This is a genomic window from Kibdelosporangium philippinense, assembly GCF_021390435.2.
GTDB classification, from domain to species: Bacteria; Actinomycetota; Actinomycetes; order Mycobacteriales; family Pseudonocardiaceae; genus Kibdelosporangium; species Kibdelosporangium philippinense.
On record NZ_JAJVCN010000001.1, the window covers coordinates 2,447,652 to 2,464,691 of the forward strand.

At 66.1% G+C, this 17,040-nt stretch carries 16 protein-coding genes; 11 read left to right on the forward strand and 5 right to left on the reverse strand.

Going from position 1 to position 17,040, the window contains the following annotated elements:
- Positions 1–42: 42 nt before the first annotated feature.
- The 4 genes from LWC34_RS11260 to LWC34_RS11275 form a co-directional block, all read right to left on the reverse strand.
- The gene (locus tag LWC34_RS11260) at positions 43–534 is read right to left on the reverse strand and encodes an Rv0361 family membrane protein (RefSeq protein WP_233724931.1); all 492 of its coding nucleotides are present in this window, start codon (positions 532–534) and stop codon (positions 43–45) included.
- Positions 531–1,172, reverse strand: coding sequence for a flagellar basal body-associated FliL family protein (locus tag LWC34_RS11265; protein ID WP_233724932.1), 642 nt, complete (start codon positions 1,170–1,172; stop codon positions 531–533). Before LWC34_RS11265 ends, LWC34_RS11260 begins: the two co-directional genes overlap by 4 nt.
- Before the next feature lie 34 nt (positions 1,173–1,206).
- Positions 1,207–1,689, reverse strand: a complete 483-nt coding sequence (locus LWC34_RS11270; RefSeq protein WP_233724933.1) for a hypothetical protein — start codon at positions 1,687–1,689, stop codon at positions 1,207–1,209.
- 92 nt (positions 1,690–1,781) lie between these two features.
- Positions 1,782–2,528 carry a hypothetical protein gene (locus tag LWC34_RS11275; RefSeq protein WP_233724934.1) on the reverse strand — a complete coding sequence of 249 codons (747 nt, stop codon included), beginning with the start codon at positions 2,526–2,528 and terminating at the stop codon, positions 1,782–1,784.
- A gap of 249 nt (positions 2,529–2,777) precedes the next feature.
- Between LWC34_RS11275 and arc the strand changes: the two genes are divergently transcribed.
- The 11 genes from arc (at position 2,778) to LWC34_RS56790 (ending at position 15,584) form a co-directional block, all read left to right on the forward strand.
- Positions 2,778–4,583 (forward strand): proteasome ATPase, encoded by a 1,806-nt coding sequence (arc, locus tag LWC34_RS11280; RefSeq protein WP_233724935.1) that lies wholly within the window; start codon positions 2,778–2,780, stop codon positions 4,581–4,583.
- A gap of 63 nt (positions 4,584–4,646) precedes the next feature.
- On the forward strand, positions 4,647–5,552 hold the full coding sequence (locus tag LWC34_RS11285; protein WP_233724936.1) for an aldo/keto reductase: 906 nt from the start codon (positions 4,647–4,649) through the stop codon (positions 5,550–5,552).
- Between the two features lie 107 nt (positions 5,553–5,659).
- Positions 5,660–6,550 carry a hypothetical protein gene (locus LWC34_RS11290; protein ID WP_233724937.1) on the forward strand — a complete coding sequence of 297 codons (891 nt, stop codon included), beginning with the start codon at positions 5,660–5,662 and terminating at the stop codon, positions 6,548–6,550.
- A gap of 135 nt (positions 6,551–6,685) precedes the next feature.
- A complete protein-coding gene (locus LWC34_RS11295) occupies positions 6,686–8,074 on the forward strand; it encodes an IS1380 family transposase (RefSeq protein WP_233722400.1) in 1,389 nt (462 codons plus the stop codon).
- Between the two features lie 222 nt (positions 8,075–8,296).
- Entirely contained in the window at positions 8,297–8,956 is a 660-nt protein-coding gene (locus LWC34_RS11300) for a hypothetical protein (RefSeq protein WP_233724938.1), read from the forward strand.
- A gap of 9 nt (positions 8,957–8,965) precedes the next feature.
- Positions 8,966–10,474, forward strand: a complete 1,509-nt coding sequence (gene dop / locus LWC34_RS11305; RefSeq protein ID WP_233724939.1) for a depupylase/deamidase Dop — start codon at positions 8,966–8,968, stop codon at positions 10,472–10,474.
- A gap of 94 nt (positions 10,475–10,568) precedes the next feature.
- Complete coding sequence (locus LWC34_RS11310) at positions 10,569–10,763, forward strand: ubiquitin-like protein Pup (protein ID WP_033393337.1); 195 nt, start codon at positions 10,569–10,571, stop codon at positions 10,761–10,763.
- A 54-nt stretch (positions 10,764–10,817) separates the two neighbouring features.
- A complete protein-coding gene (gene prcB, locus LWC34_RS11315) occupies positions 10,818–11,672 on the forward strand; it encodes a proteasome subunit beta (protein ID WP_233724940.1) in 855 nt (284 codons plus the stop codon).
- 36 nt (positions 11,673–11,708) lie between these two features.
- On the forward strand, positions 11,709–12,464 hold the full coding sequence (gene prcA, locus LWC34_RS11320) for a proteasome subunit alpha (protein ID WP_233724947.1): 756 nt from the start codon (positions 11,709–11,711) through the stop codon (positions 12,462–12,464).
- A gap of 76 nt (positions 12,465–12,540) precedes the next feature.
- Complete coding sequence (locus LWC34_RS56785; protein ID WP_308200012.1) at positions 12,541–14,691, forward strand: FtsK/SpoIIIE domain-containing protein; 2,151 nt, start codon at positions 12,541–12,543, stop codon at positions 14,689–14,691.
- Complete coding sequence (locus LWC34_RS56790) at positions 14,655–15,584, forward strand: FtsK/SpoIIIE domain-containing protein (RefSeq protein WP_284051433.1); 930 nt, start codon at positions 14,655–14,657, stop codon at positions 15,582–15,584. The genes LWC34_RS56785 and LWC34_RS56790 overlap by 37 nt, the downstream gene beginning before the upstream one ends.
- Here the strand turns inward: LWC34_RS56790 and LWC34_RS11330 are convergent.
- The gene (locus LWC34_RS11330) at positions 15,575–17,002 is read right to left on the reverse strand and encodes a bifunctional phosphatase PAP2/diacylglycerol kinase family protein (RefSeq protein ID WP_233724957.1); all 1,428 of its coding nucleotides are present in this window, start codon (positions 17,000–17,002) and stop codon (positions 15,575–15,577) included. The genes LWC34_RS56790 and LWC34_RS11330 overlap by 10 nt on opposite strands.
- Between the last annotated feature and the right edge of the window lie 38 nt (positions 17,003–17,040).

Sequence of the window (17,040 nt, forward strand, 5' to 3'; positions counted from 1 at the left end):
AGTGGTTTCGCCGGTTCTAACCGGCCGAAACACTCACGACCATCAAAGGCCGCAGACCCGCCAGTCTCCGTCCTGCACAACCAGAGTGAACTGCTCGTCCGCGTTCTCGTCGGGCACGCCGGGAGAGGTGACGTGCGTACCCATGGTGAACGTGCCCCGGTCACCGTCGGTCTTGACGTCCTTGACCGTCAACGTGAACTGAGGCATGCCAGGAACCGGATTTTGCTTCTCGGAGAACGCGTCCCGAAGGTTCTGCATGTTCTCCGTGCACACCAACGGTTCGAACTCGTCCGCTTCGACGTCACGGCCCGAGGAGTTCAGGCCACGCTGGTAAAGCGCCGCGAACTCTCTGGCCACTGTGGTCGGTTCGTCGTCCGAACCGCTGCCGCCGGTCAGCAGGAGAATGCCGCCGACCGTCACACCGGCGACAAGGACCGTCGCACCGGCGACCAAGATCACTCCGTTGCGGCGCTTGGTTTCCTCGGTCCGCCCCAGTTGGGTCATCTTCGCCGCGCGCGGTCTCTTCTGGATCATTGCGCTGGGGTTTCCGAAGTGGACGGTACCGTCGTCGACGGTTCGGTCGGGAAATCGGTGGGCTGTGGCAGCGTGGTGCTCGGCTTCGGCCGGAATGTCACACCGCAGACCTTCCACCCGGTTTCTTCTTTCACCAGCGCGTAATCCTGGTCGGCGCGGACGTTGTCCGTCCCGCCCACCAGCGTCGCGCGGCCTTTGGTGCCTTCGATCCGGATGTCTTTCACCGTGATCGACAGGTGCGAGGACGGGGTCGGCCCGTAGGACTTCGCCAGGTCCTTGACTTCGCGGTCTCGCCATTCCTGGTCGAGCGCCTGCTGTTCTTCGGCGCAGATCACCGCTTGGACGTCCGCCTGAGACAACGAGAATGAGCCTTCGTTGCGGCCTTTTTCCAGCAATACCGCGAACTTCTCGACGACTTGGCGCGCAGCCGCCTTCTCTTGCTGCAGTGCGATGTCCGCCGGGTTTGGCCGGGAAGCCACGATCGCGAGCGCGACACCACCACCGGCAAGCACGACCACGGCCAGCCCGATGGCGATGATCAAGCGGATCCGGCTTGCTTTCGACGTCGGCGGGCTGATGGTCTCGGTCGCTGGCTCCTCTGGAGACTTGTCGGCCTCAGGTTTCTCGGGCTCGGCCATGCACACACCGTATCCGGCGGTTGTGAAATGGGCGTCACCCGACCCCGCCGATCCGCGGCGAGTCAAGCCCGCACAAGGTCCACTCGTCGGCACTGAGCTGAAGACGCATCGTGCCGTCCTGGCTCACCCCGTCGAACTGGACGGTGAATGTCGCGGTGTAGCCGTCCGGGAATTTGCTCAGTGCCCCCAGTTCGAACGTGATCGGCTTGGCGCGCGTGTCCGCCGGGGCCGCGGGGTCCAAGTGTGGAACGGCTTTCATCAGCTCACGGCGCCCTGTTGATTTTCCCTGCGCGCATGTGAGCTCGATCACACCGTCGATGTCTTTGGCGTTCAACCGATCGATGACGGCCCGCGCGACGCTTTCGGGCGATGTCGGGCCCTTGCCCGCGGCCGCCGGGCGCGCGGGCGGCGACGGGTCTGAATGAGTGAGGACGAAGTACGCCAGCGTTCCGGCTCCGCCCAGCACCATGCCCGTGATGACCATCGCCGTGGTCCGGCGTCTGGCGGGCTCGCGCACGCAGCCACACTAGTACTCACTGAACTGGCGAAAGCCCGGACCGTGGTGGCGGTCCGGGCCTCCGCCAGTTGGTCAGTCAGATCGACGCTTGGTCAGTTGCCCATCTGTGGTTCCTTGATGTCGGAGACACACCAGCCGCTGCCGTTCTTCTGCAACGTGAACTCGGTGTTCAGCGAGACGTTCACGCCCTGCACCGAGATGTCGAACTTCAGCTTGCCGGTTGCCGTGTCGCCGTTCTCGACCGGTGGCTCGGCGATCGCCAGCTTGAAGTCGATGCCGCCAGCCTTCAACTGGTCGAGAACCTCTTTGCCGCCTCCGGCATCCGGGTTGCAGGAGACCTTCTTTGCCGCCTCGACGTCCTTGTTGTTTATCGCCGCGACCATAGCGTCGGCCGTCGCGCTCGCCGAGCCGGAGCCCCCAGAACCCCCCAGTACGAAGATCAGCGTCACCACAACACCGATCACCACGACCGCGGCCCCAGCCAGGATCCACGGCAACGGGCTCTTCTTCTTGGGCCCAGGGAACCCGGGTTGGCCGGGCTGTACGAACTGGCCGGGCTGCTGGTAGCCGCCCTGCTGCTGCGCATACGGGTTGTTCGGGTCGTAACCGGGCTGCCCGGGCTGCGGGCCCGAGGGTGGGTAGTAGCCACCTGGCTGCGCAGGCGTGGGCCCGGACGGCGGGAAGTTCCCGCCTGGTTGTTGCTGCGGATAGCCACCTTGCTGTGGGTATCCACCCGGCTGCTGCGGGTAGCCGCCGCCAGGCTGCTGGCCATATCCCGGCTGCTGGCCGTAACCGGGCTGGTCGCCGAATCCGCCCGGCTGCTGCGGCGGTTGAGACATTACGTTCTCCTAGCTGTGGCGATCGTGTACATGTCATGTTTCAACGGCGCTCGCCCGGGCGCCATCGGACTAGTACTGGACGCACCGTAGCCGGTGTGAGGTTCCCTACTACACCGGGATGGAGCATCCAATCCCTCCGAGCGGGGGTTTCTTGACCATGACGCGCCGATCTCGACATCTGGATGAGCTCCTAATGTCAGTGATCACCGGTACCGTATGGGGTACGTAGTTCGGGAGGAGGTGCCGACCATGCAGCACGACCGTCCCGGCAGTCGGCCTGAGGAGGCCGACGACCACAGCGCCGATGAAGGCGCGGGCCGTGAGACTAGTCAGTCCGCGCAGATCCGATTCCTCGAAGAGGAAATCGCACTGCTGCGCCGCAAGTTGACGGAATCGCCTCGCCATGTGCGTCTGCTCGAACAGAGGCTCGCCGAAGCATCTGAACGAGTCGGACAACTCACAGAGCGCAACACCAAGCTGGTGGACACGCTGCGCGAGGCCCGAAGCCAGTTGCTGGCGTTGCGGGAGGAGGTGGATCGGCTAGCGCAGCCGCCGAGCGGCTATGGCGTGTATCTCGCCGGTCATGAGGACGGCACGGTGGATGTCTTCACCGCTGGCCGTCGGATGCGGGTGGCGGTTTCGCCAGCCGTCGAGATCGACACGCTCAAGCGCGGCCAATCAGTGCGTCTCAACGAGGCACTGACCGTTGTGGAGGGTGGCACGTTCGAGCAGACCGGTGAGGTCTGCACGTTGCGTGAACTGCTCGCCGCCGGATCCGATGGTGCCTCGTTGCGGGCACTTGTGGTCGGACATGCCGATGAGGAGAGGGTGGTGTGGCTGGCCGATCCGCTGGCTGACTCACCACTCAAGCCAGGTGATTCTCTCCTGGTCGACACCAAGTCCGGGTACGCGTACGAGCGCGTGCCCAAGGCAGAGGTCGAGGATCTCGTGCTCGAGGAGGTGCCGGACGTCGACTACGCCGACATCGGTGGCCTCTTCCGGCAGATCGAGCAGATCCGTGACGCGGTTGAACTGCCCTTCCTGCACGCCGAGCTGTACCGGGAATACGAGCTGCGCCCGCCAAAGGGCGTGCTGCTCTACGGTCCGCCCGGCTGCGGTAAGACGCTCATCGCCAAGGCCGTGGCCAACTCGTTGGCCAAGAAGGTCGCGGCGGCGCGCGGCGAAGGCCACAGTGAAGCCAAGTCGTACTTCCTCAACATCAAGGGTCCCGAGCTGCTCAACAAGTTCGTGGGCGAGACCGAGCGGCACATCCGGCTGATCTTCCAGCGTGCGCGGGAGAAGGCCTCGGAAGGCACCCCGGTGATCGTGTTCTTCGACGAGATGGACTCGATCTTCCGTACCCGCGGCAGCGGTGTGTCCTCCGATGTGGAGACGACCATCGTCCCGCAGCTGCTCAGCGAGATCGACGGTGTCGAAGGTCTCGAGAACGTGATCGTGATCGGCGCGTCCAACCGTGAGGACATGATCGACCCGGCGATCCTTCGCCCGGGCCGGTTGGACGTCAAGATCAAGATCGAGCGTCCGGACGCCGAGGCGGCCAAGGACATCTTCTCGAAGTACCTGACCACCACGTTGCCGATCCACACCGACGACCTCGACGAGTTCGCCGGGGACCGCCGGGCGTGCCTGGACGCGATGATCCAGCACACCGTGGAGCGGATGTACGAGGAGAGCGAGGACAACCGGTTCCTCGAGGTCACGTACGCCAACGGTGACAAGGAAGTCCTATACTTCCGCGACTTCAACTCCGGCGCGATGATCCAGAACATCGTCGACCGGGCGAAGAAGGCCGCGATCAAGTCGGTGCTGGAGACCAAGCAGCCCGGCCTGCGCGTGCAGCACCTGCTGGACGCGATCGTGGACGAGTTCGCGGAGAACGAGGACCTGCCGAACACCACCAACCCGGACGACTGGGCGAGGATCTCCGGCAAGAAGGGCGAGCGGATCGTCTACATCCGCACGCTGGTCACCGGAAAGAACCAGGAGTCCGGCCGGGCGATCGACACGGCCACCAACACCGGCCAGTACCTGTAAACCCGGCAAGACAGGCGAGCGCCGCGACCAGTTCGGTCGCGGCGCTCGTTTACGTTGGTGTCCATGCGTATCGCACTGGGTATGGCGGCACTTGGACGGCCCGCGTACATCAACCTCGGCCGCGACACGGCGTTGCCTGCCGACCGCACGCCCGAGGCGATGCGGGAGGCCAGTTTCGCGGTCCTGGATGCCGCGTACGCGGCCGGAATCCGGTGGGTCGATGCAGCGAGGTCATACGGCCGTGCCGAGGAGTTCGTGGCCGCGTGGCTGGCCGAACGCGACGTTGCGGACGTGACTGTCTCCAGTAAATGGGGATACGAGTACACAGCGGACTGGCGTGCGGACGCGACCGTGCACGAAGTGAAGGAACATTCCCTCGCCCGGTTCGATCGCCAGTGGGCGGAAACCCAAGCCCTGCTGGAAGTGGCCCTGTACCAAGTGCATTCGCTGACCGCCGACAGCCCGTTGTTCGCGGACAAGGACTTGCAGTTCCAGATGTCGGAAATCGGCGTTCCTGTCGGGTTCTCCACGAGCGGACCGGCGCAGGCCGACACGATCCGGCGCGCCTTCGACATCGAAGTCAGCGGCAGGCGGCTGTTCTCAGCGGTCCAGTCCACTTGGAACTTGCTGGAGACCTCCGCGGGACCGGCACTGGCTGAGGCGCACGAGGCGGGCGCGCGCGTGATGCTCAAGGAGGTCATGGCCAACGGCAGACTGGCGATGCAGCCGCCTGGCCCGGTCGCGGACATCGCCATCCGGCACGGCGTCGGCCCTGACGCGGTCGCGATGGCCGCCGCGCTGGCCCAGCCGTGGGCAGATCTGGTGCTCAGCGGCGCCGCGAGCGTCCCTCAGCTGTACGCCAACCTGATGCCGGTCGAGTTGGACGTCGTGGACCACGAGCTGCTGCGTGATCTCGCCGAGCCGCCGCAGGAGTACTGGAAACACCGTTCGGCGCTGTCCTGGAACTGATCAGGGCCTGCCTGACCTCGAATCAGGCAGTGTGGCACGCCATGAGTGTGCTGGTTCTCTCCGGGAACTGACCGCATCATCACCGGGACGCCGTTAGCATTCCGCCCGTGCGAAGAAGTGGGGCACTGCTCGGGGCGTTGTGCCTGTTGGGTGGGTGTGCGCAAGCAGACGAGAGTCCGGTACCAGCGGATTTCCAGCAGATCATCAGAGACATCTCCGGTGTCGCCGACCCGGATTTCGCCGGTTCGACCTGCGCCACGCAGGCGCCGGACCGGCGGGAGGGCTACCGGTACACGGCCGAGTTGACCGTGCAGGGGACGGGGGAACAGGTCCGCAAGGCCGCGATCGAGCGCGGCTGGCAGCCGTACCGCACCAAGGACCGCGAGGAGTTGCTGGTCGGGAAGTCCCAGGCGACGATCATCGTCGGGTTCGCCGAGGACGGCAAGAACACCAAGGTCTCCGCGGTGATGGAGTCCAACTGTGTGTCCGGCCCGGAGAACCCGCTGGTCCAGGAGCTGCGGACGGCCGACCCCGACCTGCAGCCGACGCAGAAGCAACGGCTCGCCGCTGCCTACCAACTCGTGCGCACCGCGGGCGTCACCATCGGCCCGCTGCTCGACCCTGGGCACGTGGATCCGGAGGAGATCCCGTGGCCGCCGCCGGTGCCCGACTACTTTCCCCGGGTCAACCTCGAGGGCTGCGTGGTCAACGACCGTGGCGCGTTGGGTGCGCGCTGGTTGGCCGACTACGTCGTCGACGGGTTCATCACCGACACGACCGACGTGAAAACGGGGGAGCAACGGGTCGTCGCGGCGCTCGGTGACCAGTGGAAGATCTCCGAACGCAAGGACGACGTGATCACGTTCGAGCGATCGGCCGGTGCGGTGCCCGGGATGCTTTCCCTGCGGATCACGCAGCAGAGCGGCCAGCGCGGGGTGCCTGGTCTGCATCTCAAGGGCCAGTTGAGCACGGGGTGCGTGCCACCGACGATCACCTGACCGGGCCCCACTAAGCCTGAATCCACTGATGAGTGGGTGTTCGGGGCGGCGTGTTACAAGTGAAAGTGCCTTCTGACCTGTGATAATACGAGTTACTGAGGCTCGATTATCACCCGGGGATGGAAGGCACTTTCAGTGAAATTATCGCACAGGTGGTCGCGGGCGGCGGTGCGGTTCGATGAGGAGAATCTCGTGTCCTGCGCCGGGATCGTGCCGGTGATGGCGCTGGCCGAGCGGGCGGGCATGTCGGAACTGGTAGCGCAGAAGGTAGAGATCACGAACGCTCCGATCCCGTCGACTGGGGCCAGCCCGGCAGGCAAGGTCGCCTCGATCGTCGCGGGGATGCTCGCGGGCGCGGACTGTATCGATGACCTGGACGTGATCCGCCACGGCGGGATGAAACGTCTGTTCACCGGGGTGTACGCGCCCTCGACGCTGGGATCGTTTCTGCGCTCGTTCACCCACGGCCATGCGCTGCAACTGGCCGCGGTGCTGCGCGCGATGCTGGTGTCGCTGGCGGCGAAGACCCCGGTGCTGGCCGGGGCGGATCAGATGACCTTTGTGGACATCGACTCGCTGCTGCGCCGCGTGTACGGCACCCAGAAACGAGGTGCGCGGTTCGGGCCGGCCAAAGTCGGTGGCTACCAATTGTTGCTGCGAGGGCTCTCGCCGCTGGTGGTCACGATCTCCACCCGGCTGGCCGCACCCCTCGTCGCCGCGATCCGTCTGCGGGCAGGCAACGCCGGTTCCGCGCGGGGCGCGGCGAGGTTACTGACCCAAGCCCTGAACACTGCGAAAGCCGCCGGGGCACGCGCGGGACGGATCCTGGTCCGCGGCGATTCCGCCTACTACGCCGGCACAGTGGTCAGTGCCGCACGCCGCGCCGGGGCGATGTTCTCGATCACCGTGGCGACCAACCCGTCAATCCAGGCCGCCATCACGGCGATCGCCGAGGACGCGTGGGTCGCGGTGCGCTACCCGGGTTCGGTGGAAGATCCCGATACCGGCGAGCTGATCTCTGACGCCGAGGTCGCCGAGACCGGCTATACCGCCTTCGCCGGAACCCGCCACGTCATCACCGCCCGGCTGGTGGTACGCCGGGTGAAGGACAAGAACTCCGAGAACGCCCTGTTCCCGATCTGGCGTTACCACGCGTTCTTCACCAACACCGAACTATCCACAGTAGACGCTGATCTCGCCCACCGGCAGCACGCGATCGTCGAAACGACCTTCGCCGACCTCATCGACGGCCCGCTGGCGCATCTGCCATCGGGGCAGTTCGACGCCAACGCCGCGTGGGTCGTCTGCACCGCCCTCGCCCACAACCTGCTGCGCGCCGCAGGCAGCCTCACCAGCACCTTCCACGCCAAAGCCCGCGGCGCGACACTGCGCAAACACCTCGTCTGCGTCCCAGCCCGCCTTGCCCGCCCTCAAGGCCGCCCGGTCCTGCACCTACCCGAGCACTGGCCCTGGGCCGAGGCTTTCACCACCCTGCACACCGCCGCCAGCCCACCCGCCGCCTGACCTTTTCTTCACCACCCGCCCGCCAGGGCCCGACCGGAGACCTCCCGTGGACACGCTGGACAAGCCAGCCGTTTCACCATGCCCACCACCAAAACCCAAGATCCACACATGACCAGAACACCCCGGAAGATCAACACAAGGTCTATCGGTGGATTCAGGCTAAGGTCTGGGCGCGGGGCCTAGACCAAGATCGAATTCAAGGGGTCGACACAGTTGCGTCGTGTGCACGTACTCGCTGGCGTCGGTGCGGCGCTGTTGGTTGCGAGCTGCTCGAACCGGCCGAACGACCTGCGGGACAACCGCTACTACCAGGATCCGGAACCCACGCAGACGAGCACGTCGTCGTCCGCTGTGGTCATGCCTCCGCAACCGGCGGCCGTCCCGCCGCCGGTCAAGGGTGCAGCCCCAAAGCTTGACCTTGTCGCGATGACGGCCGAGGACCTCGCCGAGGAAGGTGTCCAACCGACGGGCAGCCCGACACGGACCGTCCAGACGACGCTGCCGGACTGCCAGGCGCCGCTCGGAAAGGCCACATCGGCGTACCAGACCGCGTGGTCCTACCCGAGCGGATCGACCGTCCGGCAGTACTTGGCGCAGTACGAGGAAAATGCCGAGGAAATCGTTACCGCGGCTCGTGCGAAGCTCAACTGCGGCAAGTACACGGCCAGCGGTGCTGAGGTCCGCGTGAGCGCTCCCGCGGTCGCGGATGGGCAGGTCAGCTGGTGTGCCACGAGCACACGGCAGTCCTCGTGCACCACGCTCGAAGCCGACGGCCCGGTGCTGTCGGTCGTGGTCGTCACGGCCGCCACAGAGGCCAAGGCCAAGCCCGCGGTGACACGAATCGCACCACTCGCTGCGACGGCCCTGGCACGCAACTCATAGGCTGGGGCCATGCGGCGGATCATGGGTACCGAGGTCGAGTACGGCATTGCCGTACCTGGCGACGCGACAGCCAATCCCGTACTGACATCGACCCAGGTCGTGCTTGCCTACGCGGCGGCAGCAGACATACCGCGGGCCCGTCGGGCTCGCTGGGACTACGAGGTGGAGTCGCCGCTGCGTGACGCGCGCGGTTTCGACCTCGGCGCGCCCAGCATGGCCCCGTCGGACCCGGACGTCGAGGACCTCGGCGCAGCGAACGTCATCCTCACCAACGGCGCGCGGCTGTACGTCGACCACGCACACCCCGAGTACTCCGCACCCGAGGTCACCAACGCGCGTGACGCGGTGATCTGGGACAAGGCGGGCGAGCGGGTGATGGAGGAGGCGGCGCTCAAGGCCGCGACCGTCCCTGGCCAGCCTCGGCTTCAGCTGTACAAGAACAACGTCGACGGCAAGGGCGCGAGCTACGGCACGCACGAGAACTACCTGATGAACCGGAGCACGCCGTTCACATCGGTGATCTCCGGGCTGACCCCGTTCTTCGTGTCCCGCCAGGTGATCTGCGGTTCCGGCCGGGTCGGCATCGGCGTCGCGGGCGAGGAAGCCGGGTTCCAGCTGTCCCAGCGCTCGGACTACATCGAGGTCGAGGTCGGCCTGGAGACCACGCTCAAGCGCGGCATCATCAACACCCGCGACGAGCCGCACGCCGACGCCGACAAATACCGACGGCTGCACGTCATCATCGGCGACGCCAACCTCGCCGAATACTCCACCTACCTCAAGGTCGGCACGGCCGCGCTGGTCATCGACATGATCGAGTCCGGCATCCGGTTCGACCACCTCAAGCTGGCCGACCCGGTCCGCGCGGTGCACAACCTCAGCCACGACCCGACCCTCAAGACCACGGTCGAGCTGTCCAACGGCCGCAAGTACACCGGGTTGGACATCCAGGCCGCGTACATGGAGATGGCCGCCCACCACATCGACAAGACCGACCAGGACTCGGTGACCCGGCACGTGCTGCAGACCTGGGCGGAGATCATCGACGCGCTGCGCCGTGACCCGATGGAGTGCGCCGACCGGCTGGACTGGCCCGCCAAACTGCGGCTGATGGAGGGCTACCGGTCCCGCGACAACCTGCAGTGGTCATCGCCTCGGCTGTCGCTGATCGACCTGCAGTACTCCGACGTCCGGCTGGACAAGGGACTCTACAACCGCCTTGTCGCCCGTGGCTCGATGAAACGGCTGGTCACCGAGGAGGAGGTTCAGGCGGCCATCACCGAGCCGCCGAGCGACACGCGCGCCTACTTCCGTGGCCGCTGCCTGGAGAAGTACCCGACCTCGATCGCCGCCGCATCGTGGGATTCGGTGATCTTCGATCTTGGCCGCGAATCGCTGGTCCGGATCCCGACTCTCGAGCCGCTTCGTGGGACAAAAGCGCACGTCGGAGCCCTGTTGGAGGCCGCTGACACGGCCGAGGAACTCGTCGACGCGCTCACCGGAGCGCCGCGCGGGTGAGTTCACCTGTGGAGAAACACCCGTGAACCTGTGGGACACATGTCGGTCCCCCTGGGTAATGTTCATGTAGGCCAGTCGAAAACCGGGAGGCCAGATGTCCCAGGAAAAGGTCCAGCGCCAGGGTGGCGGCGACAACGACGACGATGCCGTCGACGGTGCGCCCGCCGGTCAGGAGCGCAGGGAGAAGCTCGGCGAGGACGTTGACACGATCCTCGACGAGATCGACGACGTGCTCGAGGAGAACGCGGAGGACTTCGTCCGCGCCTACGTGCAAAAGGGCGGCGAGTAACTCACGCCTCCCTCCGCCGGTAAGCAGGAACCAGCAGAGCGACGAAAGCAGGGCATGGACCACACCTTCTCCCGCCTTGGGGCGGGCACCGGGCTACCGGCTGCCTATCTCTCGGCCGCGTCATTGTCATTCAGCGACTTCCTGCGTTCGCAGGCGCCCGAGCTGCTTCCGGGCGCCCGCGCGGCGGAACTGAACAATCAAGGTGCTCTCTCGGAGGTCCCGCACGGCACGACGATCGTCGCGGTGACCTACGCCGGTGGCGTGCTGCTCGCGGGTGACCGGCGTGCGACGTCGGGCAACCTGATCGCTCAGCGCGACATGGAGAAGGTGTACCCCACCGACGAGTACTCGGCTGTGGGTATCGCCGGCACCGCGGGTCTCGCGGTCGAGATGGTCCGCCTGTACACAGTGGAACTCGCGTACTACGAGAAGATCGAGGGCGTGCCGCTGTCCCTGGACGGTAAGGCGAACAAGCTCGCCACGACGGTCCGCGAGAACCTCACCATGGCGATGAACGGCTTGGCAGTGGTGCCGTTGTTCGTCGGTTACGACGTCGACGCGGACTCGCCGCGTGGCCGGATCGTGTCCTACGACGTGGTCGGCGGCCGTTATGAGGAGCGGGCAGGCTTCCACGCGGTCGGCTCGGGCTCGTTGTTCGCCCGTTCGGCGCTCAAGAAGCTCTACGACCCGGAAGGCGCGCAGGCCGACGCGGTCCGGTGGGCAGTCGAGGCGCTGTACGACGCGGCCGACGACGACAGCGCGACCGGCGGTCCGGACCTGTCGCGGCGGATCTTCCCGTCGATCATCACCATCACCGGAGCGGAGGGCGCGGTGCGCCTGTCCGAAGAAGAAACGAGTGCGGTGGCCGAGGCGGTCGTCGCCGACCGCAGCCAACGACCGCGTGGCTAACGTGTCCCGTCCGCACCAGATCCAGGAGCCACTGCTGTGAGTATGCCGCTGTTCGCCTCGCCCGAGCAGTTGATGCGGGAGAAGTCCGAGATCGCCCGCAAGGGCATCGCGCGAGGTCGCAGTGTCGTCGTGCTGAAGTACGCCGGTGGTGTGCTGTTCGTCGCGGAGATCCCGGCGAAGAGCACCCTGCGCAAGGTGTCCGAGCTCTACGACCGCATCGGGTTCGCCGCCGCGGGCCGCTACAGCGAGTTCGAAGGCCTGCGCCGTGGCGGCATCAGGCACGCCGAGCTGTGGGGCTTCGCGTACGACCGCAGGGACGTCTCGGCGCGCCAGCTCGCGAACGTCTACGCCCAGTCGCTCGGCGCGATCTTCACCGAGCAGCTCAAGCCCTACGAGGTGGAGCTCTGCGTCGCCGAGGTCGGTGTCACGGCCGAGCAGGACCAGATGTTCCGCCTCACCTACGACGGTTCGATCGTCGACGAGTCGCGGTTCATGGTCATGGGCGGCAACGTCGACCCGATCGTGACCGCGTTGAAGGAGACCTACAGCGAGGGCATGGAGCTCCCAGCCGCCATCGACGTGGCTGTCCGCGCGCTGAGCAAGTCGAGCAGCAACAGCGCCAACAACGGCGACGGTGGGTTGCTCGCGTCGGAGAACCTCGAAGTCGCAGTGCTCGACCGGGCGCGGCCGCGGCGTGCGTTCCGCCGGATCTCCGGCGAGGCGTTGACCGCGCTGCTGCCCAAGGCTGAGGAGAAGCCAGCCGAGGAAGAGCCGCCAGCGGAAGACAAGTAAGAACCAGAAGCACCACATCCGGGCCCGGGAGCAGGCTGCTCTCGGGCCCGGATGTCGTTCAGGGGGAGGAAGCGGCGTGGCAGGCCGTCGAGTCGCGGTGCTGATCGCGACCACCGAGCACATCGATGAAAGTCTGCGCGGCGGCGGGGTGGCCGTCGCGGATTGCATCAAGTTGCGGGATGTGTTGATCAACCCGGACTTGGGCGGGTTCGACGAAGTGTGTCTCGTGGTGAACGAGTCCAAGTCGGGGATCGAGCGCGAACTGGAACGCGCGCTGAAGGGCTGCGGCCCCAAGGACATAGTGCTGCTGCTGGTGTCCGGGCGTGCGGTGTGGAGCGAAGGCCAGCTGTTCTTCGCCACGGTCGGCACGGACGCGGCGTTGCCGTACTCGACGGCCATCCCAGCCATGGTGCTCAAGCACCTGCTTGCTCAATGCCCGGCGGCGAGCAAGCTTGTCCTGGTGGACTGCGGCATCGGAGCCGAACCGAAGCTCAACGAATACCTTGGCGACGGTGTGTTCCTGCTGTCCGCGACGGAGAAACTCACCGCGACGCTTGCCCAAGGCATTGCCTCCGGCGAAGCGGATTTGCACGAAGATGGCGAGATAGACACAGGCATCCTCTCCCCGCTGTTCCGGCGCGCATTGCCAGACGAGGCCTGGCAGATGCGGATGGCCGGGCACAAGGGTGTCCTGATCGCGAAGGCGCCCGTTCGCAATGCCACTCAGCTGACCGGCGATGAGGTTGCCACGCCGGAGGTTCAGCCCGAGTTGCTGGCACTGCTGGGTTTCCCCGACGGGAACCTGGACGTCGAACAGGCGTGGCAGCAACGGACACCGAACGACATGCTCCGCGTGCCGATCGGCGTCGACGAGAACGGGCAGCCGGTTCTGCTGGACATCAAGACAAGTCCGTACGGCGGGATGGGCCCGCACGGCTTGTTCATCGGTGCCAGTGATGTGATGCGGGCGGATTTCCTGCAGACGCTGGTCGGGGGACTGGCAGCCACGCATTCGTCGGACACGGTCAACTTCGCCCTGCTGGATTTCAGCGGCGACAACACCATGGCACCACTCGGGGGTCTGCCGCACGTGTCCACATTGCTCACCGGCGGCGACACCATGTCCATCGGCAGGCTCAAGGACGCGCTGGCAGGTGAGGCCAACCGGCGCAAGGAACTGTTGTACGCGGGCAGGTTCAGGAGCGTATGGGACTACCAGGAAGCCCGCAGGCAAGGAGTACTGGTCAGCGGGGAGCCGCTCGATCCCTTGCCCGCCTTGATGATCGTGATCGATGGGTTCGCTGAGCTGATCGCAGAACACCCGGACTTCCAGGACATGGTCCTGACGCTGGCACGGCTGGGCAAGGTGCTCCAGATTCACCTGCTGCTGTCGTCCGCGCAGTTCCGTGACAGCGACATACGCTGGCTGGACCCGTTCATGGCGTATCGGATCGCGATGCGGACGCAGACCGCGTCGGATTCCCGTGCGGTATTCGGAAGGCCGGACGCGATAGACCTGCCGTACATGACCGGGGCCGCGATTCTGCGGTTCGGCGCCGACACGACGGTCCGATTCACCACGGCCACCGCGTCCAGGTCAGCGAAACCAGGCGCTGCGCCGGTGTTTGAAGACATGACGCGGCAGATGCTGAGCCATGGTCCGCCCGCCCACCAGCTGTGGCTGCCTCCGCTTGAGCGATCGGAACCGCTGGATGTTCTGCTGCCGCCGTTGCACGACAACGAAGAACGCGGTCTGTGCCCGGCGGACACGCCGTGGATCGGTCAGCTGAAGACGCCGATCGGCTTGGTGGACAAGCCTCTCGAACAACGCCGAGATCTTTTGTGGGCGGATTTCTCCGGCACGGCAGGGCATGCGGTGATCGTCGGCGGTCCGCAATCGGGAAAATCCACGCTGCTGAAGACATTGCTGATGTCCATGGCGTTGACGCACACGCCGAAAGAGGCGGAGTTCTACTGCCTCGACTTCGGCGGTGCGCTCGTGTCGATCCGGGAGCTGCCGAATGTCGCGGCGGTGGCGGCGGGGTCCGATCGGGAGCTCATCGGCGAGATCATCGAGCTGCTGACGTCGTTGATCAACGACCGCAAGAACAAGGTCCCCGACACCGCCGCGCCCCATCTGTTCCTGGTCGCGGACGGTGACCAGGGCGATTCGACTGGCAGATCGAGGAATTGGCCACCCGCGGCCTCGAATACGGCGTGCACGTGATCGTCACCGCGAACCAATGGGCCGATATCCGCAAGGAATTCCGGCAGATCCTTGGCGTCCGGTTCGAGTTGCGGCTGGCCGATCCGGCCAGCTCCGAAGTCGATCCCCGGGTCGCGGCGCATGTCCCCGAGCGGCCCGGCTTTGGCGTGACGAGTGAGAAGCTGCAGTTCCTGGCTGGCTTGCCACGGATCGACGGATCACCGGACAGCGGGGATCTCGAGCAGGCCACCAGGGCGGCGGCCGTCAAGATCCTGCACTCGCGGCGCACGGCGGTGCCGGACAACGAGGTCGTCCGGCGGATGAAGCGGATCCGGATCGGCGGTGGCGATCACGGCCTGCTTGACCTCCAGTTGTACAAGCACCTGCTGGTGCTTGGCGATTCCGTTGGCAAGACCAACGTGCTGCGCTCCGTGCTGCGTGGCATCACCCAGCGGTACACCGAGAACGAAGCGCTCATCATGCTCGTCGACTACCGCCGTGGCCTTTCTGAGTTCGCCGGAGTTCCGCACCTGCTGCGACACGCGGCGATCCCGAGCGACCTGGTCGCGTGTGTCAAGGAAACAGGCGACTCGCTTCGCAAGCGCTTCCACACCGACTGGGCAGGGCCCGAACTGTTCGTGGTCGTCGACGACTACGACCTGGTGGTCACTCGCGAAAGCAACCCGTTGCTGCCGTTGCGGGAATTCCTCGCGCATCACTATGTCGGCCTGCACATGGTTGTGGCGAGCAGGTCCGGCGGCCTTCCGCGGGACCCGCTCATCCGCTGGCTGAAGGAAACGGGCAGCCCCGGCGTGCTGTTGAACGCGAACAACCGGCCAGGGCAAGCCACGATCGTCCGGCCTGGATCCGGTCAGCAGCCCGTTCAGCTGACCTGGAACGAGGCTCAGCGGTAGACGCTCAGCGCGGCTGGCTGGGCACTGAACCGGAACCTGGTGCCCAGCGGGCCGACTTCGCCGTCGGTGGCGATCCTGATCGGCCTGCCGTACACCTTCACGTCCAGCTCGGCCACCTCAAGGTGCCGGTAGGTCTTGCTGCGGTGCAACGCGCCAAGCACGGCGCCGAACACGAACCGGAGCCGTGAGAACGGGACGTCGGCACGGATGTAGCGGACGTCCATCAAGCCCTTGTCCAGCTCAGACCGAGTCGTGGGCGCGAAGCCTTTCGGCCGGTACGACCCGTTGCCGACGAACACCATCCAGACCATGTGGCGTTCTTTGTTGATGGTCACGTGCAGCGGCGCGGACTTCGCCAGCACGCGAACCAGCGCGATGGCACCGGCAGGCCACTTGCCCCAGCGGCGGGTCAGTTTTTCGCGGAGCCGCACCATGTCCGGGTAGCCGCCGAGGCTCGCCGTGTTGAGAAACCAGCGTGGCGGGTGGTCGTCGACGTCGACGTGGCTGAGGTCGACGCGTGCGCCGTCGCCGATGGCCAAGGCGTCGGCCACACTCTGAATTCCGTCAATCCCGACATCGCGGGCGAAATGGTTCAAGGTTCCCGCTGGAACGAGCACCAACGGCAGGTGACGTTCGGCGGCGACCGCCGACACCGCGGCCACGGTGCCGTCGCCGCCCGCGACGCCGAGCGCCTTCGGCGGGACTTCGGCTTCGTCGATCGTCTTGTGCAGGTACTCGATGAGGTTGTCGCCCTCGGGGTGCACGACCGTCGCCTTCGGCCAGCACGACAGGACCTCTTCGGTCGAATCGCTGCCGTCGACGCCCGATCCAGGGTTCACCAGGACGAGAACGCCCTCGCCGTTCTCGATGGCCGGTAACGACGAGTGCGGGTGCGCGCTCGCGGGCTCGTCCGCGCCGAGTGGCCACCAGCGGCGGGTGGCGAGACCAGCGGCGACGCCGATGGCAGCACCCGCGGCCACGTCCGTCGGCCAGTGCACGCCGGTGTGGACGCGTGAATATGCGACCGCTGCCGCCAACGGCAGGATCGCAACCCCGAGAACTGGGCTTTCCATCGTCAACGCGGTCGTGAACGCCATCGCCGACGCCGAATGCCCCGACGGGAACGACGAGGAGGTCGGCCGCTTGGTCAGCCGCCGGTATGTGGGCAACAACTCAGCGGCAGGTCTGCGCCGGGGAAACAGTTGCTTGCCGATCAGGTTCGCGCTGAAGCTCGCGAAGCCGATCGCGACCACTCCCCGTAACGCCGCCCGGCGTGTCTTGCCTTTCCGCAAGGCGAGCGCGCCGGCCACGCTGAACCACAACACGCCGTGGTTCGCCGATTTGGTCAGACTTTTCAGCGCACGATCGACCGTCGTCTCAGGCAACTCGGCACTGCGGCGGACGAGCTGTTTGTCCATCTGACTTGCGTCACGCAGCGATCTTCGGACACGTCGGA